The sequence below is a fragment of the Streptomyces sp. NPDC093225 genome, assembly GCF_044753805.1.
In the GTDB taxonomy this organism is placed as follows: domain Bacteria; phylum Actinomycetota; class Actinomycetes; order Streptomycetales; family Streptomycetaceae; genus Streptomyces.
Map to the genome: position 1 here is coordinate 133,894 of NZ_JBIVNX010000010.1, position 22,784 is coordinate 156,677.

Sequence of the window (22,784 nt, forward strand, 5' to 3'; positions counted from 1 at the left end):
AAAACGATCGAATCCAGCCACGGGGAGACCATGCGCCGCTCCTTCACCGTCCGTTCCCGGCGTTCGCTGGCAACACTGGTGGCCCTGGCCGCCGTTGCCGGCGCCGCGCCCGTCCTCGCGGGGCAGCCGGCCGCCGCGGCGGGCCTGGGGCCCTGGGTGGCCACCAAGACGCTCGCCTCGGCCCTGACCGACCCGCAGGACCTGGTCGTCACCGGCAACGGCACGACGGTCGCCCTCTGGAACCAGAAGGCCTCGGTCGACGCCCCCGAGCGCAAGCTCTTCGCCGAGGCGATGCCGGCCGGCCAGGGCTACTACACGGGACCGGCGAAGCTGCTCGCCACCACCCCCACCGAGGTGGGCGACGCCTCCCTCGCGGTCGCGGGCGACGACAAGGTCGTCGCGACCTGGACGGAGTTCCCGGAGAACACCGACCCGGGCGAGGACGGCAAGACCGCCGGCCGCATCATGAGCGCCACCCTCACCGGCTCCTACACCTGGTCGGCGCCCCAGCCCGTCCTCGGCACGGACCGGAACCGGTACGTGCTCGACCTGGACACCGCGGCCGCCGCCGACGGCCGGGTCCTGGCCGTCTGGGCGGACCGGGCCGTCGACTCGTCGCAGTGGGAGGTGTGGTCCGCGCTGCGCGGCACCGACGGCACCTGGTCCGAGCCGGTCCAGGTCAGCGCGGCGGAGGCGGACGGCCAGCGCGCCACCGCGCCCGAGGCCGCCTTCGACGCCAAGGGCACCGCCGTGATCGCCTATCGCCAGGAGGGTTCCTGGGGCGCGGACCCCAGCATCCGTACGGTGACCCGCGCCGCCGGCGCCACCGCGTGGTCCGCGCCGAAGCCGGTCGTGGCCGCCGCCACGGTGAGCGGCCTGCCGCGGCTGGCCGCCGGTACCGACGGGTCCGTCGGGCTGACCTGGACGGAGCGGGCCGACGAGGGCGCCGCCCCCGTGGTCCACACGGCCACCACGCCCGACGCGGCAGCCGCCGGCTGGAGCACGGGCAAGCCCCTCCCGGTGGGCGACAGCCTCACGGAGACCCCGGAGCCGCTGATCGAGCCCGACGGCGACCTGACGCTGGTCTGGGTCGACGCCGCGGGCGGCTTCGGCACCCGTACGGCCACTCGCGCCAAGGCCACCGGCGCCTGGACGGCCGTCAAGACCCTCTCCACCCAGTACGTGCCCGAGCAGTTCGACGCCGCCATCGGCAGGGACGGCAGCATCCGGGTGCTCTGGACCCAGGACAACGCCGCCGGAACCAGCCGCTACGTGTGGTCGGCCGGTCGCAGCGACGACACCTGGACCACGTCCGCCGTGATCCAGAACTCCGGCACGCAGTACGCCGTTCCGCAGGTCGCGGTGGGCGCCAAGGGCCAGGGCGGCGCGGTGTGGGCCGGCGCCCGCAGCGACTCCGACCCGAGCCTCTTCTACTCGTTCACCACCGCCTACGTGCCGCCGCTGGCCGTGGCGTCCGCGACCGTCCCCGCGACGATCGCCCTGGCCGGCACGACCAGCACCAGCAAGGCCTGGACGCCGGTGTGGCAGCTCAACCGCCCGGTCTCCTCCTGGACGCTGACCGTCACCGGTACGGACGGCAAGGTGCTGCGCACCCTGACCAGTGCGCGGGGCGCCGCCGCCTCGCAGACCGTCGCGCCCGCCTGGACCGGCCGCACCACCGACGGCGCCGTCACCCCCAACGGCCCGGTGAAGTGGACCCTCACGGGCGTCGCCGAGGGCGAGACCGCCACCGTGAACCTGGCCTCGGGCTCCGCCACCGTCACCGGCGGCGGCGCCCTCTTCCGCGACTACGGCAGCGCCACCGGCTCCCCCGACGGCACCGGTGACGCGCTCGTCCTGACCACCAACGGCGGACTGCGCTCCATCTACGGCGACCGCGCCACGGGTGCCTTCAAGGGCACGGCCACCGGCTACGGCTGGCCCGCCGGCACCCTGCCCGTGCCCATGAAGGACATGAACGGCGACCGCTGCAACGACCTCGTCGTGCGCAACAAGGCCGGCGAGCTGCGCCGGTACACCCCGGCCTGCGGCAAGACGGCCACGCCGGGCACCACGAACAAGCTCATCGGCGGGGGCTGGAACGTCTACGACGTCCTGACCTCGCCCGGTGACGTCACCGGCGACGGCCGGGCCGACCTGATCGCCCGCAACCCCGCCAACGGCTACCTGTACGTGTACGCCCGCACCAGCGCCGGCGTGTTCGCGCCGCGCGTGCAGATCCCCGGCGTCTACAAGCACTACAAGCGGATGGTCGGCGCCGGCGACCTCAACGGCGACGGCAACGGCGACCTGTTCGTGCAGGACACGTACAACAACGCGTGGATCATGTTCGGGATCGGCGGCGGGAGGTTCGGCACCCCCGACTACGTCGGCGCGAAGTGGGGCGCGACGTACAACGCCGTGGTCGCGGCCGGTGACATGAACGGCGACAACAAGGGCGACCTCCTCGCCCGTGACACCTCCGGCGCCGTCTGGCGCATCCCCGGCACCACGACCGGCGTCGGCTTCAAGCTCGGCGCACCCGTGAAGATCGCCACCGGCTGGCAGGTCTACGCCGGCCTGTACTAGGCCCCCGGTCGCCCGGTGCCGCCCCGCTCGCGGGGGGCCGGCACCGGGCAGGGCGGCCGGCGCCGGGGCGGCAGGCCCGCCCCGGCGGTCGCGCCCCGGCGGTCGCGCCCCGGCGGTCGCGCCCCTCAGAGGAACTCGGCCAGCCCGTCCAGCGCGCGCAGCACCTCCGGCTCGTCCGCCGCCGGCAGCTGCGCCACCACCTCCTCGATGCCCAGCTCCGCGTAGTGGTCGAGCTTCCCGCGCGAGGGGTGGATGGCGTACGGGACCACCTGGAGCGCCTTCGGATCCCGGCCGGCCTCCTCCCACGCCCCGCGCAGCACCGGCAGGCTCTCGGTCAGGCCCCGCCCGCCGATCGGCATCCAGCCGTCGGTGAACTCCGCGATGTGCGCGAACAGCTTCGGCCCGGCCGACCCGCCCAGCAGCGTGCGCGGCCCGTGCAGCGCCCGGCCGGCGCCCAGGTCGCGCGGGGCCCGGGCCGGCTTGGGGTGCGCCGAGCTGGCCCGTACGGACCCGAACTCGCCGTCGTACGGCATCGGTTCCGGCGCCCACAGGGCCCGCATCAGCGCCATCCGGTCGCGCACGAGAGCGCGCCGGGTCGACCACTCCACCCCGTGGTCGGCGGCCTCCTCGCGGTTCCAGCCGTAGCCGATGCCGAGCGTGAAGCGGCCGCCCGAGAGGTGGTCCAGGGTCGCGACGCCCTTGGCCAGGTCGATCGGGTCGTGCTGCGCCACCAGGGTGATGCCCGTGCCGAGGGCGAGCCGCTCGGTGACCGCGGCCGCCTGGCCGAGCGCGACGAGCGGGTCGAGGGTGCGCCCGTACTGCTCGGGCAGGTCCCCGCCCATCGGCGCGGGCGTCTCGCGGCTGACGGGGATGTGGGTGTGCTCCGGGAGATACAGGCCGTGGAACCCGCGCCGTTCCAGCTCGTGCGCGAGCCGGACGGGGGAGGGGGTCCGGTCCGTCAGGAAGATCGTCACGGCGATCCGCATGTGCTGACACCTCCGTTGAACGTCGTCGAACGTCGTCGAACGTCATCAAACGCCACCGGCTTTCACCCGGCCACGTCCTACCGGGTCCGACTGCTCCGGACGGTCGGAAACGGCCGCACTTCGAACCGTCTCCGGTCGGTCACCGGTCCGTCCCGGTCGGCCTGCGCCGAACATCGTCGAGTGCGGCACTCAACCTACGGCCCGCGCGGTCAAATGCCGAGGGGGGCACGGATGTTGCCAGCCAGGCCACGATTCGGTAAGCAGTAACTCGTTCATTGCGGAGAGTGAGCACCGATCCTTGTCCTGCTCGGTTGCAGGGGGGAGCATTCATGACCGTGCGGGACCGAATCGTGCCCGGACTGATCGGCGGGCCCGGACCGCTGGCACTTCTGGTTGCGCCGGCGGGCTACGGGAAGACCACCGTCCTCACCCAGGCCGCGGCCGCCTTCGAGGGCAAGGTGCTGCACTGGCACCCCAGCCGCGACACCCGTGGTGCCCCCGCCCTGCTCGGCCGCCTCGGCCGGCGGCTGCACATCGCCGTCCCGTCCGGCCCGGCCGAACGGGACGGCGGGGTGACGGTGGAGGCCGTGCTGCTCGCCGTCGAGCGCCACGCCGACCCCGTCCTCCTCCTCGTCGACGACGTGCACCTGGTCCACGGCAGCCCCGCCGAGCTGGTGCTGGAGGAGCTGGCCCTGCTCGCCCCCGCCAACCTGAGGCTGGTCCTGGCCGGCCGGCGGATGCCCGCCCTCAACCTCGCGCGCGCCGAACTGGCCGACACCTGCGTCCTCACCGCCCGCGAACTGCGCCTCGGCGAGGCCGAGATCGCCCGCGCCTTCCCCGACGCCGGCCCCGACCTGGCGGAGCTGACCGGGGGGTGGCCGGCCGTGCTGCGGCTGGGCGCCCCGCTGGTGCTGGCGGGGCGGGACCCGCTGGACTCGGCGGCCCTGCGGACGTACCTGGACCGCGAGGTGCTGGGCGCGCTGCCGCCCGGCTGCGCGCCCACCGGACCGGAGGCGGCCGAGGAGTACGGGATGGTGGACGTCCCGCTGCTGCGTGCCCACACCGCCCGCCGCCGGACCCCGGCCGCCCACCGCGTCCCCGCCCCGGTCGCCGCCGGGCCCGGCGGCGCGGCACCCGGCGCCGACGGCGCGACCGGGGGCGCGTACGGGCCCGGGGTCGGATCCGGGGTCGGATCCGCTGGTGCTGGTGCTGGTGCTCGTGTTGGTGTTGGTGCAGGTGTGGTGCCGGCGGGGGGTCCGCTGTCCGTGCGGTGCTTCCGGCGTTACGAGGCCACGGTGGGCGGACAGGCCCTGGACTGGTCCGCGACCCGGCCCCGGGTGCGGACGCTGGCCCGACTGCTGTCGGTGCACGCCGGGCGCCCCGTGCACCGCGAGGAACTCATGGCCGCCCTGTGGCCCGAGAGCCCGGCCCGCACCGCCGGGCGCGGGCTGCAGGTCGCCGTGTCGGCGCTGCGGACCTTCCTGGAACCGGGCACGGACCGCGGGCGGGCGCAGGTGCTGGTGCGCCAGGGCGAGGCGTACATGCTGGTGCTGGCCCCGGACGGCAGCAGCGACGTACAGCGCTTCGAGGCCGCCCTCGCCGAGGGGCTGCGGGCGGCAGCGGGTTCCGACGCGGACCGGGCCGTCTCCGCCCTCCAGCAGGCCCTGGCCCTCTACACGGGCGAGCTCCTGCCGGAGGACGGGCCGGCGGAATGGGTGGTGCCGATCCGCGAGCGGTACCGCGCCCAGGCGGTGCGGGCCGCGCACGTCCTGGCCGAGGTGGAGCTCGGCCGGGACCGCGCCGCGGCGGCGGTGACGGCGGCGTCGTTCGCGCTGTCGGTCGACCCGTTCCAGGACGCGGTCTGGCGGCTGCTCGTCGCCGCCCACCTGCGGGCCGGCGACCCCGTCGCGGCCCGGCACGCCGAGCGGCGGCACGCCCGTATCCTCGCCACCCTCTCGGCCCCTGACCCGGCCTGAATTCCCGCGGCCCGAATTCCCGGCGCGCGGGGGCGTGCTCGCCGCGTACGGAAAAGGCGCTTAACACACCGTGATTTCCCGCGACTTCCCGCTCGGGCCCCCGGCGTGTGGCGTCCGGCGTCCGGCGTGCCACTGGATACGCTCACCGCGTCGTACACGCCCGCTCACGAATTCGAGGCACGTATGAGTCTGACCAGCGGGAAGGATGCCGGCGGACGGCGCGGGGCCAGGACGGCGGCCTTCGTGGTCGCGGGGGCCGCCACCTGCGCCGCCCTCGCGTGGACGGCGGTCGCCCTGACGGACAGCACCGCCACCGACGCCAAATCCGCCTCCACCTGCACCTATACGCCGACCGGCAGTGCCACCAAGTCCGTGGGCGTACCCGCCTTCGACACCGTCACGGCCCGCCGGCCCGTCATGTACAGCCTCGTCACCAGCGAGGGGACGGTCACGATCCAGGCGCTGACCACGCAGGCGCCGTGCACCACCAATTCGTTCTCCTTCCTCGCCGGAAAGAAGTACTTCGACGGCAGCGAATGCCACCGCCTCACCACCCAGGGGATCTTCGTGCTGGAATGCGGTGACCCCGCCGGCAAGGGCACCTCCGACCCCGGTTATTCGTATCCGGACGAGAATCTGTCCGGGGCCGCCTATCCGACCGGCACCGTGGCCGTCTCCAAGGCCCAGCCGGGGCGCAACGGCGGCCAGTTCTTCCTCACCTACGGCGATCCCACGCTCCGGATGCCGCCCCAGTGGACGCCGTTCGGGAACGTCATCGACGGGCTGGACGTGCTGCGGAAGATCGCGGAGAAGGGCACGGTGAACGGATCGACCGACGGCAGGCCCAAGGAGCCGGTCGTCATCAAGTCCTTCACGGTGCAGGTCCTGCCCGCCTGACCTCCTTCCCCACCCCCACCCCGCCCCCCTCGCACGAACACGGGTGCCACGTCGCCGCTCGCGGCGCGTGGCACCCGTGTTCGTGCGGGCCGGTACCGGCGGGAGCCCCCGCCGGTACCGGCGGAGGGGTCAGCCGGTGCGGGCGGCCGTACGGCTCAGCAGGACGAAGCCGTCGCGCTCCACCACCGTGCGGTAGCCGTGGGCACGGGCGTCCTCGAGGGCGTACGACTCCTGCACCACCGACATCGGCCACCGCCACTGCGGCGCCACCTCGGTGTCCACCATGATCCATTCCGGGTTGGGGCGGCTGTCCCCCCAGCCGTAGAGGCTGACGCTCGTCCGGTCGGCGAGGTGGGGCACCAGGTAGTGCGACGCCTGGACGGTGGCGTCGTCCGGGATCTCGGCCATCACCTGGCGGGCCACCGCGGTGCGCGGGTGGTTGCGCCACGTGTCCGCCTTGACCAACTGCCAGAAGGGGAAGTGCGGCAGAAGCAGGAGGGTGACCCCCGCGCAGCCCGCCAGGTACCGGTACAGGCTGCGGCCGCCGGTGCCGCGCCGGTGCAGGGCGTCGACGAAGGCCACGAAGACGATCGGCATGACGAGCAGGGAGTAGTGGTAGCCGGTCCCCCAGTGGGGCGGGTAGTTGGAGGCGAGGCGCCACAGCACGGACGGCACCAGGACCAGGGCCAGCGGCGAGCGCAGGGCCAGGAAGAGGGTGGGCGCGAAGATCAGGATGAGGGTGGTGACCTTCTCGCGGGGCTCGATGAGGCCGATCGTCAGCCGCTCCAGCATGGCCGGCAGGCCGCCGCCGGCCGCGTCCTGCGGCCCGGCCGGGGCACCGCTGCCGGGGTTGTGGGACCCGAAGTAGCCCTCGAAGCCGCCCGGGTGGAAGGAGCTGAGCACCAGCAGCGAGAGGGCCACCGCCAGCACGCCGGCCGCCGCGGTGAGCAGTCCGGTCCGGCGGTTGCCGCGGCCGCCCTGCCAGGCGATGACCACGCCGATGGCGGCCACGGTCAGGCCCATGTCCTCCTTCACCAGCACCAGGGGCAGGGCCCAGGCCGCGGCGGCGCGCAGCCGGCCGGCGCTCAGTGCCGTGAGGGAGAGGGTGAGCAGCGGGAGGGCGAAGGCCCACTCGTGGAAGTCGGACTCGACGCCGCTCGCGAGCCCCCACGACAGGCCGTAGCAGGCGCCGACGACCGCGGCGGCCGGGGCGCCCAGTGCGCGGCGCGCCCAGAACGCCAGGGGCACCATGCTCCCGGCGACCAGTGCGGCCTGCGCCACGAGCAGCATCTTGACCGAGGGCCACAGCCAGTACAGGGGCGCGAGCAGGGCCAGGACGGGGGAGAAGTGGTCGCCCAGGACCGGGAAGTCGGGGCCCTTGACCTCGGAGACGGGCAGGTGCCAGGCCGCGTACGAGCGCACGACCTGGACGAAGATCCCCAGGTCGAAGCTGCGGGAGAGCAGGCGCTCGTGGACGGAGAGGGAGAGGATCGAGTAGCCGAGGAACAGCGCCGCCGCCATGGCCCAGATCCACCACGTGGTCCCGGGACGGGCTCGCGCCGCGGGTTCCGGCGCGGTTCGTGCCGCGGTGCCGGTCTGCTGCGGGGGGAGCGTGGCGGGGGCGTCGCCGGTGGGTGCGTGCATGGCTCCCCAAGATGCCAGCAACCGCGCTGGACGCCGCCGGAGTTGGCTCCCGGCCGGGCAGATTCCGTCGAATGGCGCACGTCAACGGGTGCCCGCGGGCGGGGAGACCGGGTCTGTCGGGTGTCGTGCCGGGGCGTGGTTCGGTGCGCTTGGGGGTGCTGGGGCGTTCGGGCGGGCTTGGGGGTGGCGGGGCGTTCGGGCTGGGTTGGGGGTGGCGGGGCGTTCGGGCCGGCCTGGGGGTGGGGTCCGATCGTGCCGGCCTGGGGTGCTGGCTTGGGTGTGCCGGCCTGGGGTGCTGGTTTGGGTGTGCCGGCTTGGGGTGCAGGTTTGGGTGTGCTGGTCCGGCCCGTGTCCGTTAGGAGCGCTTGAAGAACTCCAGTTCCGCTACGGCCACATGGCGGCCCGCCGCGGCGCCGGATGCCGACTCGATGGTGACCCGCACCCGCACGGCGTCGGACACCGGCACGTGGAAGCGGTGCGGGCCGGGCTCGTCCGGCACCCGGACCGTCTTCCGCGTCACGCGTCCGTCCCCTGCGGTGACCGTCACCAGCAGGGTGGCCGGCCGGGCCTGGGTGAGGAACTTCTCCGCCACGGGTGAGATCCCCGGGTGGACGACCACGTCGAGGAGCCGTACGGGTCCGGCGAACTCCGCCTCCAGGAACTGCCCGTGCGCGTCCCCCGTCGCGGCCGGCGCCCAGTACTTGTCCGTGGTGCCGTCGACGGCCAGGGCGGCCGCGTGCCCGGCCCCGGCGCTGGAGGCGGTCAGCCGTACCGCGTGCACCTGTTCGGCCTTGCCGATCCGGTCGCGTACGGACTCCACGGCCCCCGGGACCTGGCCGCGCAGCGCGTACCCGGCGCCGGCGAGGACGGCGAGCAGGACGAGCGGAACGAGGCAGGACGGGCGCCGCCACCGGCGCGGGCGTGGACGTTCACCGGCCGCCGGCGCCGCCTTCGGGCGGCGGGTGAACAGCCGCTTCCACCAGGGCGGTCGGGGGGCGACACGGGCGTCCTGCAGCGAGGAGCCGCAGCGGCGGCAGAAGCGGCGGGTGGGCACGTTGCCCGCCCCGCACTGGCCGCAGACGAGGTCGCCCGCCTGGGGCGGCGGCTCGTCGGGCTCGTCCCGGACCCGGACGGCCGGGCCCCGGTGCGGTTCGGCGCTGGGCTGGACCGCCCGTACCGGGTCCCGTCCGGGCGGTGGTGGTGCCGGGGTCCGCGGTACGGGGACCTGGCCGGCGGGCGGGGCGGCCTGCGCGGGCGCGCCGGGCGGTTGCGAGGGCGGGACCGAAGGTGGCACCGAGGGCGGCGGGGGCGCCGGCACCGAGGGCGGGATCGCGGGTGGTGGCGGGGCCGGCACGGCGGGCGCGGGCCGCCGGCCGGCGGAGGCGGTCTCCGCCGCGGGGGTGGGTGGGGAGACGGGGGTGGGGGTGGGGGTGGGTCCCGGGGTCTGGGTGGTCGGGCCAGGGGCGGCTGGGGCGGGGGCGCCTGAGCTGCTGTGCGCGCTGCTGCTCGTACTGCTTCCCGTGCCGCTGCCCGTCCCCGCACCTGCCGTCGGTGCCTCGTCCCACTCGATGAAGGCCCCGCAGTTCCCGCAGAACTGTTCCCCCGGCTCGCACCGGTGCCCGCACACCGCGCAGTTGACCAAGCCTCGCTCACCCCTCTCCCGGGGTTCATGCTCCGCCCCGCGGCCCTTCGGAGCCATGCCCGTAAGGGCAGCCGACACCCGGGCTTCCCTTGCCCTTTCGGGTCACCGCGCAGGCCGGGGGCGGGGCGCTCGGTCGACCGGGGTGGGGGTGGGTTCGCGTGGGTCGGGGTGGCTTCGCCGGTGTCGGGGTGGGATCGCCGGTGTCGGGGTGGCTTCGCCGGTGTCGGGGTGGGATCGCCTCCGGCGTCGGGGCGGGCACGCTTCGTGGGGCCGCCCCGTGGTGTGCGGGTCCCCTCGGCGCTTGACGCGGCACGGCCTGCAGGCCCTGCGGCAGGCCCACCCCTGGGGCTTCGGGGCTTCGCCCTGGCCTTCGGCCACCCCAGGCCCGGGCCTGCCTCCGGACCAGCTTGCCATGCCGCGTCAAGCGCCTCCCCCACACACCACGGGGCGGCCGGCTCCCGGGACACCACGGGCGGGCTTCCGATAGGCGTGCGATGGGGCGGTGGCTCGCGGGACATCACGGGCGGGCTTTCGGTACGCCATGGGGCCGGTGACTCCTGAGACACCTGGGGCGGGACTCCGCACGTCACGGGGTGGTGGCTTTCGCGGAGCGCAGGACCCCCGGGGGCCCGGAGGCCCGGAGGTCAGGACCCCAGGACCCCAGCAGGTCAGGAGCGCGGGTAGCGGGCCAGCCAGCCGGTGGAGGTGACGGTCGGGCCGTGCAGGGCCGGTCCCTGGGTCATCTCCATCGCGAAGTCGTCGGCCAGCTCCAGGATCGTCGCCCGCCCCTCCAGTTCGGCCAGCCAGGCCGGCGGCAGTGCCGTCTCGCCGTGCAGGGCGCCCAACAGGGCGCCGCACAGCGCGCCGGTGGCCGTGGAGTCGCCGCCGTGGTTGACCGCCAGCCGCAGGCCGTGCCGCAGGTCCTCGGCGACCAGGGCGCAGTACACCGCCACCGCAAGCGCGTCCTCGGCGTCCCGCCCGTCGCCGGGGGACAGGGACTCGACGAGCTTGGGGGAGGGCAGTCCCTGCCGTACGGCGCCCAGGGCGCGTTGCAGGGCGTCGGTGACCGGCTGGTGGCCGGGCCGGCCGCCGAGCATGCCGAGTGCCCGCTGCACGGCGGCGTCGAGGCCGTCGCCCCGGGTCAGCCCGTGCACGATCACGGCGAACGCGCCCGCCGACAGGTAGGCGGTCGGGTGCCCGTGGCTCTGGGCGGCGCACTCCACGGCGAGCTGGAGCACCAGCGCCGGCTCCCATCCGACCAGCAGCCCGAAGGGCGCCGAACGGCCGGTCGCGCCCGCGTCCCGCGCGGTGGGGTTCTTCGGCTTCTCGAGGGTGCCGAGGATCTCGTCGCCGAACCCCGTCATGCAGGCCCGGTCGGGGCCGCGGCGGGCGTACAGCCACTCCTCGCGGGCCAGCCAACCGTTGTCCTTGCGGCGTTCGTCCGGGCCCCAGTCGTGCTGGGTGGCGGCCCAGCGCAGGTACGCGCGGTGGACGTCCGTGGGCGGGTGCCAGGCGCCGGTGTCGCGCCGTACGTGGGCCCGTATCAGGCCGTCCACGGTGAACAGGGTCAGCTGGGTCGGGGAGGTGACGCTGCCGCGCCGTCCGTAGGCCGGGGCGAGCTCGGTCAGGCCCTCCAGGCCGTGCTTCTCGCGGATGCCGACGAGGGAGAGGCCGGCCACGGGCGCGCCGAGGGCGTCCCCGATCGCACCGCCGAGCAGGGCGCCGCGGACCCGGCTGCGGAAGTCCTGCTGCTCGGTCCTGCCCCAGACGGGCGTCGTCACTGTCGCTGAGCTCACGGAACCCCCCACTGGATCCCTCCTGGATCCGGGTCGGCACTGTAACGGACAGAGTCGATCGAATCCGGACGTGGTGGGCCACGAGGCGCGAAGGTGAGCGGAGAACGGCTGGAATGCGAACTCCAGCCATCCGTACACCGCTTCGGCGGCCCTTCCGGCGGTGGGTTCGTCCCCCGTAGGCGACGGCGGTCCGGCCGGCGGCGTCGCCGTCGGCCGCGTCCGCACCGGTCGGCGGCTTGGTCGGCGCGTTTCGCCCTGGTGGCATGCTTTGCCATTTGTCGTCATCCAGCCTGTCTCTTTCGGCCATGTTCCGTTCAGGGCCAGTTGTTCCGCGACTCGGAACCTCCCTTCCATGAAGACCGCAGCCCTCGCCACCGCGCTCGCCGGCGCCACGGCGCTCGCCCTCTCCCTCACCGCGGCTCCCGCCGTGGCCACCGACGCCCACGGCGCGCGGCACTCCCACCCCGCCATCCCCTTCACCGCCGCCGCCGTCACCGCCCGCGCCGACGGCTCGTTCACGCTCACCTGGGCCGCCGAGCGCGACGTCCGCCGCGTCGAGATCCGCGCGGGCGGCAAGGTCGTCGCCCGCGGCGGAGCCCGCGGCGAGGCCGTCGTCACCGGCCTGCCCGCCGCCGACCGCCAGTGGTTCGACTTCCGCGCCGACCACGGCCGGGGCCTGCGCCTGGCCGACCGCCTGGTCAAGCTCGACGGCACCGTCAACCTGCGCGACGCGGGCGGCTACCGCACCCGCGACGGCCACTGGGTCAAGATGGGCGAGGTCTACCGCTCCGACGCCCTGAACCGCCTCACCCCGAACGACGTCGCCAAGCTCGGGCGCCTCGGCATCAAGGGCGTCTTCGACCTGCGCATGCAGAGCGAGCGCGACAAGGACCCGGACGTCGTCCCGGCCGGCGCGGAGTACACCGTCGCCGACGTGTTCGCCGACTCCGGCGCGTTCACCACCATGCCCCGCACCCCCGACGAGGCCGTGGCGGCCATGGTCGGCGCCGAGAAGACCATGGTGAGCGCGAAGCCGGCCGGGAAGGCCTACCGCACCGTCTTCGCGGGCATCCGGCACTCCGACGCCCGCGGCACCGCCGTGCTCTTCCACTGCACCGCCGGCAAGGACCGCACCGGCTGGGCCGCCGCCTCGCTGCTCACCGCGCTCGGCGTGCCGCGGGAGACGGTCATGGCCGACTACCTGGCCAGCAACGACTACCGCAAGGCCGCCAACGACGCGGTCCTGAGCCACCTGCCCCCGGCCCAGGCCGCCGTCTACAAGCCGCTGCTCGACGTCCGCCCCGAGTACCTGAACTCCGGCTACGACGAGGTCCGCGCGACGTTCGGCACCTTCGACGCGTACGTCCGCGCCGGCCTCGGCCTCGACCGCAGCGAGCTCAAGGACCTCGAGCGGGACCTCCTCGTCGGCTGACACCGGCCGACGATTTCAAGGGAGTTGCCGTCCCGTGGTGTGTGGGGGAGGCGCTTGAGGCGGTAGGGCAGGCTGGTCCGGAGGCAGGCCCGGGCCAGGGGTGGCCGAAGGCCAGGGCGAAGCCCCTTGCCCCTGGGGTGGGCCTGCCGCAGGGCCTGCAGGCCCTGCCGGGTCAAGCGCCGAGGGGACCCACACACCACGGGACGGCCCCCCGACGCGAAAGCTACCCGGCGGGGCCGTACCGCGGTACGGGCCGCACCTCCCTAATCCAGCACCGGCAGCAGCTCCGGCAGGTGCCCGTCCGAGGCCGCGGCCGCCCGCAGCCGCTCCGCCGGCACCTCCCCGTACAGGGTCGTGCGCGCCCGCACCGGCCGGCCCGCCGCCTCCGCGATGGCCTCCAGGTCCCGGACGGACTTGTACGAGCCGTAGCTCGACCCCGCCATCCGCGAGATGGTCTCCTCCATCAGGGTGCCGCCCAGGTCGTTCGCGCCCGAGCGCAGCATTTCGGCGGCCCCCTCCGCGCCCAGCTTCACCCAGCTCGTCTGGATGTTGGGGATGTACGGGTGCAGCAGCAGCCGCGCCATCGCCGTCACGGCCCGGTTGTCGCGCACCGTCGGCCCCGGCCGGGAGATCCCCGCCAGGTAGACGGGCGCGTTGGTGTGGATGAAGGGCAGGGTGACGAACTCCGTGAAGCCGGCCACCCCCTTCTCCAGCGCCTCCCGCTGCATCCGGGCCAGTGTGCGGAAGTGCCCGAGCCAGTGCCGGGGCTGGTCCACGTGGCCGTACATCATCGTGGACGACGACCGGATGCCCAGCTCGTGGGCGGTCGAGACGACCTCGATCCAGTCGGCGGCCGGCAGCTTGCCCTTGGTGAGCACCCACCGCACCTCGTCGTCGAGGATCTCGGCCGCGGTGCCGGGGATCGAGTCCAGCCCGGCCTCCTTGGCCGCCGTCAGCCAGTCCCGCACGGACATCCCGGTGCGGGTCGCGCCGTTGACGACCTCCATCGGCGAGAAGGCGTGCACGTGCATGCCCGGCACCCGCTCCTTGACCGCCCGCGCGATGTCGAAGTACGCGGTGCCGGGCAGGTCGGGGTGGATGCCGCCCTGCATGCACACCTCGACCGCGCCCACCTCCCAGGCCTGCGCGGCCCGTTCGGCCACCTGCTCGAGCGACAGGGTGTACGCGTCGGCGTCCGTGCGGCGCTGCGCGAAGGCGCAGAAGCGGCAGCCGGTGTAGCAGACGTTCGTGAAGTTGATGTTCCGCGTCACGATGTACGTGACGTCCTCGCCGACCACCGACCGGCGCAGGTCGTCGGCGATGCGGGTGAGGGCGTCGAGCGCGGGACCGTCGGCGTGCAGCAGCGCCAGCGCCTCGGCGTCGCTCAGCCCGGTCGGGTCGTCGGCGGCCTGCCGCAGCGCCTGCCGCACGTCGGTGTCGATCCGCTCGGGGGCCATGCCGGGCGCCGCCGCCTCGCGCAGCGCCTCCCAGTCCCCGTACACGGCGTCGAAGTCGGCCCGCCGGTCCCCGGTGCGCCCCTCGCTGTCGATGGTGCGGTGCAGGTCCGTGCGGCCGCTCGCGGCGAACACCTCGTCGGGCTCCTGCCACGGCCGGCCCTCGACCACGGCGTCCGGCCGCGCCAGCCCGGTCTCCGGGTCGGCGAGCGCCCGTACGTGCGGCAGCAGGCGGGGGTCCAGCCAGGGCTCGCCGCGCTGCACGAACTCCGGGTACACGCAGAGCCGTTCGCGCAGCTCGAAGCCGGCGGCCGCGGACTCCTGCGCCAGCCGCTCGATCTGCGGCCACGGCCGCTCGGGGTTGACGTGGTCGATGGTGAGCGGGGAGACCCCGCCCCAGTCGTCGATCCCGGCCCCGATGAGCCGCGCGTACTCGTCCTCGACGAGGTTGGGCGGCGCCTGGAGGCACGCGGACGGCCCCATGATGTGCCGGGCCACGGCCACGGTCGCGACCAGGTCGTCCAGCTCGGCGTCCGGCATGCCGCGCATGGCGGTGTCGGGCTTGGCCCGGAAGTTCTGGATGATCAGTTCCTGGATGCCGTGGTAGGCGCGGGCGACGCGGCGCAGCGCGAACAGCGAGTCGGCGCGCTCCTCGTACGTCTCCCCGATCCCGATGAGCAGCCCGGACGTGAACGGCACCGAGGACCGGCCCGCGTCCTCCAGCACCCGCAGCCGGACGGCCGGCTCCTTGTCGGGGGAGCCGTAGTGGGGCATGCCCGGCTCGGACCACAGCCGGGTGGCGGTGGTCTCCAGCATCATCCCCATGCTGGGCGCGACGGGCTTGAGGCGCTGGAAGTCGGCCCAGCCCATGACCCCGGGGTTGAGGTGCGGCAGCAGGCCGGTCTCCTCGAGGATGCGGATCGACATGGCCCGCACGTACGCCAGGGTGTCGTCGTAGCCGTGCGCGTCGAGCCACTCGCGGGCCTCGGGCCACCGGTCCTCGGGCTTGTCCCCGAGGGTGATGAGCGCCTCCTTGCACCCGGCCGCGGCGCCCTTGCGCGCCACGTCCAGCACCTCGTCCGGGGACATGAACATCCCGTGGCCGTCGCGCCGGAGCTTGCCGGGCACGGTGGCGAAGGTGCAGTAGTGGCACTTGTCGCGGCAGAGCCGGGTGAGCGGGATGAAGACGCTCTTCGAGTACGTGATGACCCCGGGGCGCCCGGCGGCGGCCAGCCCCGCGTCGCGCACGCGGGCGGCGGAGGCGGTCAGGTCGTCGAGGTCCGCCCCGCGCGCCTGCAGCAGCACGGCGGCCTCGGCGAGGTCGAGCGCGACGCCGTCGCGGGCCCTTTTGAGGGCCCGGCGCATGGCGTTGGCGGTGGGGGGCTGCGGCACATCGGTGGTCATCTGAGGAGCATACGATCCAGTGATCGAGCCCCGTGCCCCCGTTCCCGGCCCGGCACCCGGTCGTCCCCCACCGGTCACCTCATCAGCTCGCCCGCGTTCACGAGCAGCGACTGCCCCGTGATGGCCCTCGCCCGGTCGGAGGCGAGGAAGGCGGCGGCGTCCGCGACGTCCCCGTCCGTGGCGAGCTCCGGCAGGGCCATGCGCGAGGTCAGCCGCTCCAGCACCGCCGCCTCCGGCACGCCCTCGCCGTGCGCGGTGAAGGTGACGTACGCCTGGACGGGAGGGCCCCACATCCAGCCGGGCAGCACCGTGTTCACCCGGATCCGGTGCGGGCCGAGCTCCCGGGCCATCGAGTACATGGCGGAGGTCAGCGCGCCCTTCGAGGCGGCGTAGGCGGCCTGCTGCACCTGCGAGGGCGCGGCCACGGCCGACTGCGTGCCGATGATCACCACCGATCCGCCCCGCTCCTTCAGGGCGGGCAGGCAGGCCCGGGTCATGCGCAGGGTGCCGAGCAGGTTCACGTCCATGACCTGCTGCCAGGTGCCGAAGTCCGCGTCCTGCAGCCCGCCGAAGTACGAGTCCCAGGCGGCCACGTGCACCACCGCGTCGATCCCGCCGAACCGCTCGGTCGCGAGCGCGGCCAGCGCCTCGCACTGCGCCTCGTCCGCGATGTCCGTCGGGCGGTAGGCGGTGTGGCGGCCGTCGGGGTCGATCTCGGCGGCGGACTTCGCGAGGTTGGCCTCCGTACGGGCGCCCAGCACCGCGTTGCCGCCGTCCCGGACGACCGTCGCCGCGACCTGGTGCCCGAGCCCGGCGCCCACGCCGGAGACGATCACGGTCTTCCCTTGCAGCAGCATGCGCAGTCGCCTCCCGGCACCGGAACCGTGTCTGATGGTTCGTCAGATTAGGGTGCGGTCCGCGCGGAGGGAAGGGGCGCGACCGGGGTGGTCGGCGGCGGGCGGCTCCGGCCGGATACTGCCGCCCCGGCCGAAATGTCGCTGATCAGCGCCGCAAACGCGGTCAACGTCAAGATCACCGTATCGAGGTAATCCGACCGGCTTCCAGGCGCTCGCAGGGGGCGCGGGCGCTTAGTGTGCTCCCGGATCTGAACGGAATGCCCGGGTATCTCACCTCTTTTTCTTCTCTCACCGCGACGCGCGGCGGCACTCGTGTGCCCGCGCGCCGCCGCCCCTGACGAAGGAGCCTCACCCGATGACCGTCGACACCACCCCGGAGCCGACGCCCACGCAGGCGGCGCAGCCGCGCCCGCAGGCCAGCCTCGGCACCGCAGCCGCCCGCAACCTCGCCACCACCACCAAGTCCGCCCCGCAGATGCAGGAGATCACCTCCCGCTGGCTGCTCAGGATGCTCCCGTGGGTGGAGACCAAGGGCGGTGCGTACCGGGTCAACCGCCGCCTGTCCTACACCGTCGGCGACGGCCGCATCGACTTCGTCCAGGACGGCGCCGCGGTCCGCGTGATCCCCCGCGAGCTCGGCGAACTCGCCCTCCTCCGCGGCTACGACGACGAGGACGTCCTGACCGCCCTCGCCGGCCGCTGCGTCCAGCGCGACTTCCGCGCCGGCGAGGTGCTGGCCGAGCGCGGCACCCCCGCCGACCGCATCCACCTCCTCGCCCACGGCCGCATCAGCCAGACCACGGTGGGCAAGTACGGCGACGACGTCGCCGTCTCCGTCCTCGCCGACGGCGACCGCTTCGGCGAGAACGCCCTCCTCGACGGCGACGCGACCTGGGACTACACCGCCACCGCCGAGACCTCCGGCACGCTCCTGACCCTCACCCGCGCCGACTTCGCCGCCGTCATGGCCCAGTCGCCGCACCTCCAGGAGCACATCCGCACCTTCAGCTCCCTCCCGCAGCAGCGCCAGAACAAGCACGGCGAGGCCGAGATCGCGATGTCCGCCGGCCACGTCGGCGAGGCCGAACTCCCCGGCGCCTTCGTCGACTACGAGGCCCACCCGCGCGAGTACGAGCTCTCCGTCGCCCAGACCATCCTCAAGGTCCACACCCGGGTCGCCGACCTCTACAACGGCCCGATGAACCAGACCGAGGAGCAGCTGCGCCTCACGATCGAGGCCCTGCGCGAGCGCCAGGAGCACGAGCTCGTCAACAACCGCGAGTTCGGTCTGCTCCACAACGCGGACTTCAAGCAGCGCATCCAGCCCCACTCGGGCCCGCCCACCCCGGACGACCTCGACGAGCTGCTCTGCCGCCGCCGCGGGACGAAGCTCTTCCTCGCCCACCCGAGGACCATCGCGGCGATCGGGCGGGAGCTCAACGCCCGCGGCCTGTACCCCGACCACGTGGACGTCGGCGGACAGGCGGTGCCGGCCTGGCGCGGCGTGCCGATCCTGCCGTGCAACAAGATCCCGATCAGCAAGGAGAACACCAGCTCCATCCTCGCCATGCGTACCGGCGAGGACAACCAGGGCGTCATCGGCCTGCGTCAGACGGGCCTTCCGGAGGAGTACGAGCCGGGCCTGTCGGTCCGCTTCATGGGCATCGACGAGCGGTCGATCATCTCGTACCTCGTCACCACCTACTACTCCGCGGCCATCCTCGTGCCGGACGCGCTCGGCGTGTTGGAGAACGTGCAGATCGCCCGTCGGCACGATTAGAGGACCTGCCCCGCCCCACGGTCACGACAGCCCGGTCGCCCCCGGGCCGGCCGGGCGTGCCCGGGCCGGGCCCCGGGCGTGAGCCCGGGGCCCGGCGTCGGCCGGGGGCCGGGGCCGGACCCCCGCTTCAGCGAGCCTCAGCAAGGAGCCACGGATGCCCGACCCTGGGCCTTCCCCCCTGCAGTCCGCCCTGCTTTCCGCCCTGCCGTCCGTCGTCCCCGATCTGCACGGGGGCCCTGACCCCGGTGCGTCTGGCGTGCCTGGCGCGCCTGGTGCGTCTGGCGCGTCCGGTGGGCCCGGTACGTCCGCCGCCGGCGTCGGTACGTCCGGCCTGGACGTGCTCACGTCCGCCTACCGGCGGGCCGCCGCACTCGCGGGGGCCTCCCTCGTGCTGCCGGCCCCGGCCCCGGCCCCCGTACCGCCCTCGGACGTCGAGGCCCCGGCCCCGGCCGACGTGTCCGCCCCGGCGGAGGCGGTGGCCTCCGTTGCGCCCCCGGCTCCCGTGGTGGCTCCGATGGCGGCTCCGACGGCGCCGGTCGGCGTGCCGGATACCCCGGTCTCCGCCCCGGCCCCTGCCCCGGCCCCCGCGTCGGCCCTGGGCCGCGTCCCGAGCCGCCCCGGCGGCCTCGGCACGAGCGGGCTGTTCCTCAGCCTGAGGGAGGCCCCGGCGGCCCAGGCGGCCCCGGCGGCCCCGGCGGTCCCATCGGCTGGCGCGGTGGAGCTCCCCGGGCCGGCCGCCGCGCCGTCGCAGGCCGAGGGCATCCCCATCCCGGGCCTCTACTTCCACCCCGTCCCGGAGCCCGACCCCGTCCGCGTGGCCGAGGTCAGCCGCAGGATCAAGGAGTGGGCGGTCCACGAGACCGAGATCTACCCCCCGGAGTGGGAGGACCAGTTCGACGGCTTCTCCGTCGGTCGCTACATGGTCGCCTGCCACCCGGACGCCCCCACCGTCGACCACCTGATGGTGGCCACCCGGCTGATGGTCGCCGAGAACGCGGTCGACGACATCTACTGCGAGGACCACGGCGGCTCCCCGGTCGGGCTCGGCGGCCGACTCCTCCTGGCCCACACCGCACTGGACGCCCTGCACACCACCAAGGAGTACGGCCCGGCCTGGCTGGACTCGCTGCAGTCCGACGCCCCGCGCCGTGCGTACACGTCCGCCATGCAGTACTTCGCCCGGCAGGCCACCCCCTCCCAGACGGACCGCTTCCGGCACGACATGGCCCGCCTGCACATGGGCTACCTCGCCGAAGCCGCCTGGGCCGAGACGGACTACGTCCCGGAGGTGTACGAGTACCTGGCGATGCGGCAGTTCAACAACTTCCGCCCCTGCCCGACGATCACCGACACCGTCGGCGGCTACGAGCTCCCGGCCGACCTGCACGCCCAGCCCGGCCTGCAGAAGGTCATCGCCCTGGCCGGCAACGCCACCACGATCGTCAACGACCTGTACTCGTACACCAAGGAGCTCAAGAGCCCGGGCAAGCACCTCAACCTGCCCGTGGTGATCTCCGAGCGCGAGCGCCTCTCCGACCGCGAGGGCTACCTCAAGGCGGTCGAGGTCCACAACGAGCTCATGCACGAGTTCGAGGCCGCCTCGGCCGAGTTCGCGGCCGCCGTGCCGCTGCCGACCGTGCAGCGCTTCCTGCGCGGCGTGGCGGTGTGGCTGGACGGCAACCACTACTGGCACATGACCAACACGTACCGGTACAGCCTGCCCGACTTCTGGTAGACCAGCGCACATGCGGGTGAGTCGTAGGAAACCCCCGTCAACACGGCATCCCGCCCGAACCGTGTGTCCCGCTTGAACCATGCATCCCCTTGAAATCCCCCAACTGACAAGAGGAATGGATCTGTCTGTGACCAGCACCGTCGACACCACCACGTTCATCCCCGCCCCCGTGACCCCCTACCAGGGCGACATCGCCCGCTACTGGGACGGCGAGGCCCGGCCGGTGAACCTCAAGCTGGGCGACGTGGACGGCCTGTACCACCACCACTACGGCGTCGGCGCCATCGACCAGGAGTCGCTCGGCGACCCCGAGGACAGCGAGTACGAGAAGAAGCTGATCGCCGAGCTGCACCGCCTGGAGTCCGCGCAGACGGACGTCCTCCTGGACCACCTCGGCCCCGTCGGCCGCGACGACCTGCTCGTGGACGCCGGCTGCGGCCGCGGGGGTTCGTCGGTCATGGCCCACCAGCGCTTCGGCTGCAAGGTCGAGGGCGTCACCCTCTCCGCGAAGCAGGCCGAGTTCGGCAACCGCCGCGCCGGCGAGCTGGGCATCGGCGACCACGTCGCCGCCCGCGTCTGCAACATGCTCGACATGCCCTTCGAGAAGGGCTCCGCCGCGGGCTCGTGGAACAACGAGTCCAGCATGTACGTGGACCTCGACGACCTGATGGCCGAGCACTCCCGCATCCTCCGCGTGGGCGGCCGCTACGTCACCATCACGGGCTGCTGGAACCCGAAGTACGGCCAGCCGTCAAAGTGGGTCTCGCAGATCAACGCCCACTTCGAGTGCAACATCCACTCGCGCCGCGAGTACCTGAAGGCGATGGCCGACAACCGCCTGGTCCCGCAGGCCGTCATCGACCTGACCCCGGACACCCTCCCGTACTGGAGGCTCCGGGCCACGTCGTCCCTGGTCACGGGCATCGAGGAGGCGTTCATCAAGTCGTACGAGGACGGGTCCTTCCAGTACGTCCTGATCGCCGCCGACCGCGTCTGACCACCGCTGCGTCGACCGCGAGTGCCGGGCCCGTCCGTCGACGGGTCCGGCGCCTCGCCGTGCCTATAGCGCCCGCGCGGAGGGGGCCTGCCCGTCCTGGGCCTCCTGGGCGCGGGCGGCGATCATCCGGGCCAGCGATTCGAGCGTCTCGACGTGGTAGTCGTCGTTGCTGCCCTGCTCCGAGGTGTAGACGACGACGGTGCCGACGCGTGCGTACGCCTGGCCCTCGCCGCCCGAGACCTCGACGGCCGAGGACTCCTGGCCGAGGGCGGGCACCGACAGCGGCTTCCCGCTCGTCTCCTGGGCCGCCATCTCGCGGTACACCCGCTCCGCGTCGGCGGCCGTGGCGCAGGCGACCACCCCGAAACGAGCCGACTGGTCGTACTGGTCGTGGAAGGACGACTGGGCCATGCTCAGCACCCCCTTGCATTTGTCGCCCGACCGGTCACACGCTCTGACGGCGGGCTCGGACTCGCTCGTCCAGCCCGACGGCATGCTGTGCAGGTCCGGAGTCACGGCCTTGACCAGCTCGGGGTCCTTGAGCGCCGTCACCTTGTGCCCGGAGCCGCCGGCGGACAGCGGTCCCTCGTCATTGCCGCCGCCCGTGAGTCCGGCGAGACCGTAGATCGCGAGCGCCAGTACGACGACCACGGCGACCAAGGACAGGAGGGCCATCGGGTCGCCCTTGCGGATCTTGGTGATCGCCTGGTCGCCGAGGACGAGGTTGCCGCGGGTGCGGGCGTTGCGGTCGATGTTGATGCTGCCCGTGATGGTGGTCGTGGTGGGCGGCTCGGTCGGCCTGGGCGGCGCCAGCAGGCTCGCCAGGTACGCGGCGAACGCCGGGTCCTCCGCCAGCACCTCCGCCAGCTTCTCGCGCAGGCGGGTGCGCGCGTCGGGGTCCTCGGGGGCCTGTTCGACCGCCGCGACGGCCTCCGGGCCCTGACTGATGCCGCTCAACCGGCCGCGCACCAGCTCGACGGCCATACCGCCGGCTGCGCTGCCGGCCGCGGTCGCCGCCGCGGCCCCCGCCCGTGTCACCGCGTCCACGGCTGCCGCCGCCAGATCCACCCCGTTCGACATGTCCCTGCCCCCCCAGGCATCTGTGTTTCCCAACTGCGGTGTTGGTGCGGGGGGTATCCCCGGTGCGGAGCGAATGCAACCGCACCGCGACGCGCGGGCACGCGACGAGGGCCGGCCCCGTCGGTGGCCGGGGCAGGCCTGCGGGAGCGTGACCGGAGGGGTCAGCCGTTGAAGACGACGGAGCGGAACTTGAGGTCGTCGCCCACCTTCTTGCCGGGGTTCAGCGTGTAGAACTCGTCGCCTTCGCAGTCGGCCTCGACGAAGACGGTGGCGGTGGCGTTCGTGTAGTTGCGGGGGGCGAAGACGGGTGAGCTCGAGTCGCCGGACGCCTCGGCGATGTTGATGCACTCCTCTCCGCCCGGGTCGGTGAGGCGGTTGTCCAGCCGTTGGCCGGTCTCGCCGATGAAGGTGTACTCGAAGTCGCCGACGGCGGCCGAGGCGGAGGTGGGGAGCGTCAGGACGAGGGTGAGGGCGCCGAGGGCGGCGGCCAGGGAGTTGCGCAGGCGCATGGTGCA

14 protein-coding genes and 1 pseudogene are annotated in these 22,784 nt (G+C 73.9%); 7 read left to right on the forward strand and 8 right to left on the reverse strand.

All coding sequences use genetic code 11. The annotated features are described in order from the left end of the window. The first annotated feature begins 30 nt into the window (after positions 1–30). Positions 31–2,589 carry an FG-GAP-like repeat-containing protein gene (locus ACIQCH_RS12275; RefSeq protein ID WP_402580579.1) on the forward strand — a complete coding sequence of 853 codons (2,559 nt, stop codon included), beginning with the start codon at positions 31–33 and terminating at the stop codon, positions 2,587–2,589. A 125-nt stretch (positions 2,590–2,714) separates the two neighbouring features. On the opposite strand, the gene ACIQCH_RS12280 is transcribed toward ACIQCH_RS12275, so the two are convergent. Then, positions 2,715–3,575 (reverse strand): TIGR03619 family F420-dependent LLM class oxidoreductase, encoded by an 861-nt coding sequence (locus ACIQCH_RS12280; RefSeq protein ID WP_402580580.1) that lies wholly within the window; start codon positions 3,573–3,575, stop codon positions 2,715–2,717. 329 nt (positions 3,576–3,904) lie between these two features. On the opposite strand from ACIQCH_RS12280, the gene ACIQCH_RS12285 reads away from it, so the two are divergent. After that, entirely contained in the window at positions 3,905–5,551 is a 1,647-nt protein-coding gene (locus ACIQCH_RS12285) for a BTAD domain-containing putative transcriptional regulator (RefSeq protein WP_402580581.1), read from the forward strand. A gap of 183 nt (positions 5,552–5,734) precedes the next feature. After that, positions 5,735–6,448: a peptidylprolyl isomerase gene (locus ACIQCH_RS12290; protein WP_402580582.1), complete on the forward strand. Its 714-nt coding sequence runs from the start codon at positions 5,735–5,737 to the stop codon at positions 6,446–6,448. Between the two features lie 129 nt (positions 6,449–6,577). Here ACIQCH_RS12290 and ACIQCH_RS12295 read toward each other — a convergent pair whose 3' ends face one another. The 3 genes from ACIQCH_RS12295 to ACIQCH_RS12305 form a co-directional block, all read right to left on the reverse strand. Further along, positions 6,578–8,092, reverse strand: a complete 1,515-nt coding sequence (locus ACIQCH_RS12295) for a DUF2079 domain-containing protein (protein WP_402580583.1) — start codon at positions 8,090–8,092, stop codon at positions 6,578–6,580. A gap of 355 nt (positions 8,093–8,447) precedes the next feature. Beyond that, positions 8,448–9,386: an NADase-type glycan-binding domain-containing protein gene (locus ACIQCH_RS12300; protein ID WP_402580584.1), complete on the reverse strand. Its 939-nt coding sequence runs from the start codon at positions 9,384–9,386 to the stop codon at positions 8,448–8,450. A 1,016-nt stretch (positions 9,387–10,402) separates the two neighbouring features. Beyond that, on the reverse strand, positions 10,403–11,530 hold the full coding sequence (locus ACIQCH_RS12305) for an ADP-ribosylglycohydrolase family protein (protein ID WP_030197552.1): 1,128 nt from the start codon (positions 11,528–11,530) through the stop codon (positions 10,403–10,405). A gap of 352 nt (positions 11,531–11,882) precedes the next feature. On the opposite strand from ACIQCH_RS12305, the gene ACIQCH_RS12310 reads away from it, so the two are divergent. Continuing rightward, the gene (locus ACIQCH_RS12310; RefSeq protein WP_402580585.1) at positions 11,883–12,962 is read left to right on the forward strand and encodes a tyrosine-protein phosphatase; all 1,080 of its coding nucleotides are present in this window, start codon (positions 11,883–11,885) and stop codon (positions 12,960–12,962) included. Between the two features lie 263 nt (positions 12,963–13,225). On the opposite strand, the gene ACIQCH_RS12315 is transcribed toward ACIQCH_RS12310, so the two are convergent. Continuing rightward, positions 13,226–15,820: a bifunctional FO biosynthesis protein CofGH gene (locus tag ACIQCH_RS12315; protein WP_402580586.1), complete on the reverse strand. Its 2,595-nt coding sequence runs from the start codon at positions 15,818–15,820 to the stop codon at positions 13,226–13,228. A 74-nt stretch (positions 15,821–15,894) separates the two neighbouring features. Continuing rightward, entirely contained in the window at positions 15,895–16,677 is a 783-nt protein-coding gene (locus ACIQCH_RS12320) for an SDR family oxidoreductase (RefSeq protein WP_402580587.1), read from the reverse strand. A gap of 355 nt (positions 16,678–17,032) precedes the next feature. Here ACIQCH_RS12320 and ACIQCH_RS12325 point away from each other — a divergent pair, with 355 nt between their 5' ends. The 3 genes and pseudogenes from ACIQCH_RS12325 to ACIQCH_RS12335 all read left to right on the forward strand — a co-directional run bounded on the left by ACIQCH_RS12325 (position 17,033) and on the right by ACIQCH_RS12335 (position 21,189). Beyond that, positions 17,033–18,457 (forward strand): family 2B encapsulin nanocompartment shell protein, encoded by a 1,425-nt coding sequence (locus tag ACIQCH_RS12325; RefSeq protein ID WP_402580588.1) that lies wholly within the window; start codon positions 17,033–17,035, stop codon positions 18,455–18,457. A gap of 245 nt (positions 18,458–18,702) precedes the next feature. Beyond that, positions 18,703–20,192: pseudogene (locus ACIQCH_RS12330) on the forward strand (family 2 encapsulin nanocompartment cargo protein terpene cyclase). A 115-nt stretch (positions 20,193–20,307) separates the two neighbouring features. Beyond that, positions 20,308–21,189, forward strand: coding sequence for a geranyl diphosphate 2-C-methyltransferase (locus ACIQCH_RS12335; protein WP_402580589.1), 882 nt, complete (start codon positions 20,308–20,310; stop codon positions 21,187–21,189). A 63-nt stretch (positions 21,190–21,252) separates the two neighbouring features. On the opposite strand, the gene ACIQCH_RS12340 is transcribed toward ACIQCH_RS12335, so the two are convergent. Continuing rightward, positions 21,253–22,269, reverse strand: coding sequence for a hypothetical protein (locus tag ACIQCH_RS12340; protein ID WP_402580590.1), 1,017 nt, complete (start codon positions 22,267–22,269; stop codon positions 21,253–21,255). A gap of 161 nt (positions 22,270–22,430) precedes the next feature. Continuing rightward, positions 22,431–22,778: a hypothetical protein gene (locus ACIQCH_RS12345; RefSeq protein WP_402580591.1), complete on the reverse strand. Its 348-nt coding sequence runs from the start codon at positions 22,776–22,778 to the stop codon at positions 22,431–22,433. Positions 22,779–22,784: the final 6 nt, after the last annotated feature.

Excerpts from the sequence above, each read along its gene's own strand:
- ACIQCH_RS12290 (WP_402580582.1), top strand. The coding sequence starts at position 5,735 with ATGAGTCTGACCAGCGGGAAGGATGCCGGCGGACGGCGCGGGGCCAGG.
- ACIQCH_RS12315 (WP_402580586.1), bottom strand. The coding sequence starts at position 15,820 with ATGACCACCGATGTGCCGCAGCCCCCCACCGCCAACGCCATGCGCCGG.
- ACIQCH_RS12320 (WP_402580587.1), bottom strand. The coding sequence starts at position 16,677 with ATGCTGCTGCAAGGGAAGACCGTGATCGTCTCCGGCGTGGGCGCCGGG.
- ACIQCH_RS12295 (WP_402580583.1), bottom strand. The coding sequence starts at position 8,092 with ATGCACGCACCCACCGGCGACGCCCCCGCCACGCTCCCCCCGCAGCAG.
- ACIQCH_RS12285 (WP_402580581.1), top strand. The coding sequence starts at position 3,905 with ATGACCGTGCGGGACCGAATCGTGCCCGGACTGATCGGCGGGCCCGGA.
- ACIQCH_RS12275 (WP_402580579.1), top strand. The coding sequence starts at position 31 with ATGCGCCGCTCCTTCACCGTCCGTTCCCGGCGTTCGCTGGCAACACTG.
- ACIQCH_RS12325 (WP_402580588.1), top strand. The coding sequence starts at position 17,033 with ATGACCGTCGACACCACCCCGGAGCCGACGCCCACGCAGGCGGCGCAG.
- ACIQCH_RS12310 (WP_402580585.1), top strand. The coding sequence starts at position 11,883 with ATGAAGACCGCAGCCCTCGCCACCGCGCTCGCCGGCGCCACGGCGCTC.
- ACIQCH_RS12335 (WP_402580589.1), top strand. The coding sequence starts at position 20,308 with ATGGATCTGTCTGTGACCAGCACCGTCGACACCACCACGTTCATCCCC.
- ACIQCH_RS12280 (WP_402580580.1), bottom strand. The coding sequence starts at position 3,575 with ATGCGGATCGCCGTGACGATCTTCCTGACGGACCGGACCCCCTCCCCC.
- ACIQCH_RS12340 (WP_402580590.1), bottom strand. The coding sequence starts at position 22,269 with ATGTCGAACGGGGTGGATCTGGCGGCGGCAGCCGTGGACGCGGTGACA.
- ACIQCH_RS12345 (WP_402580591.1), bottom strand. The coding sequence starts at position 22,778 with ATGCGCCTGCGCAACTCCCTGGCCGCCGCCCTCGGCGCCCTCACCCTC.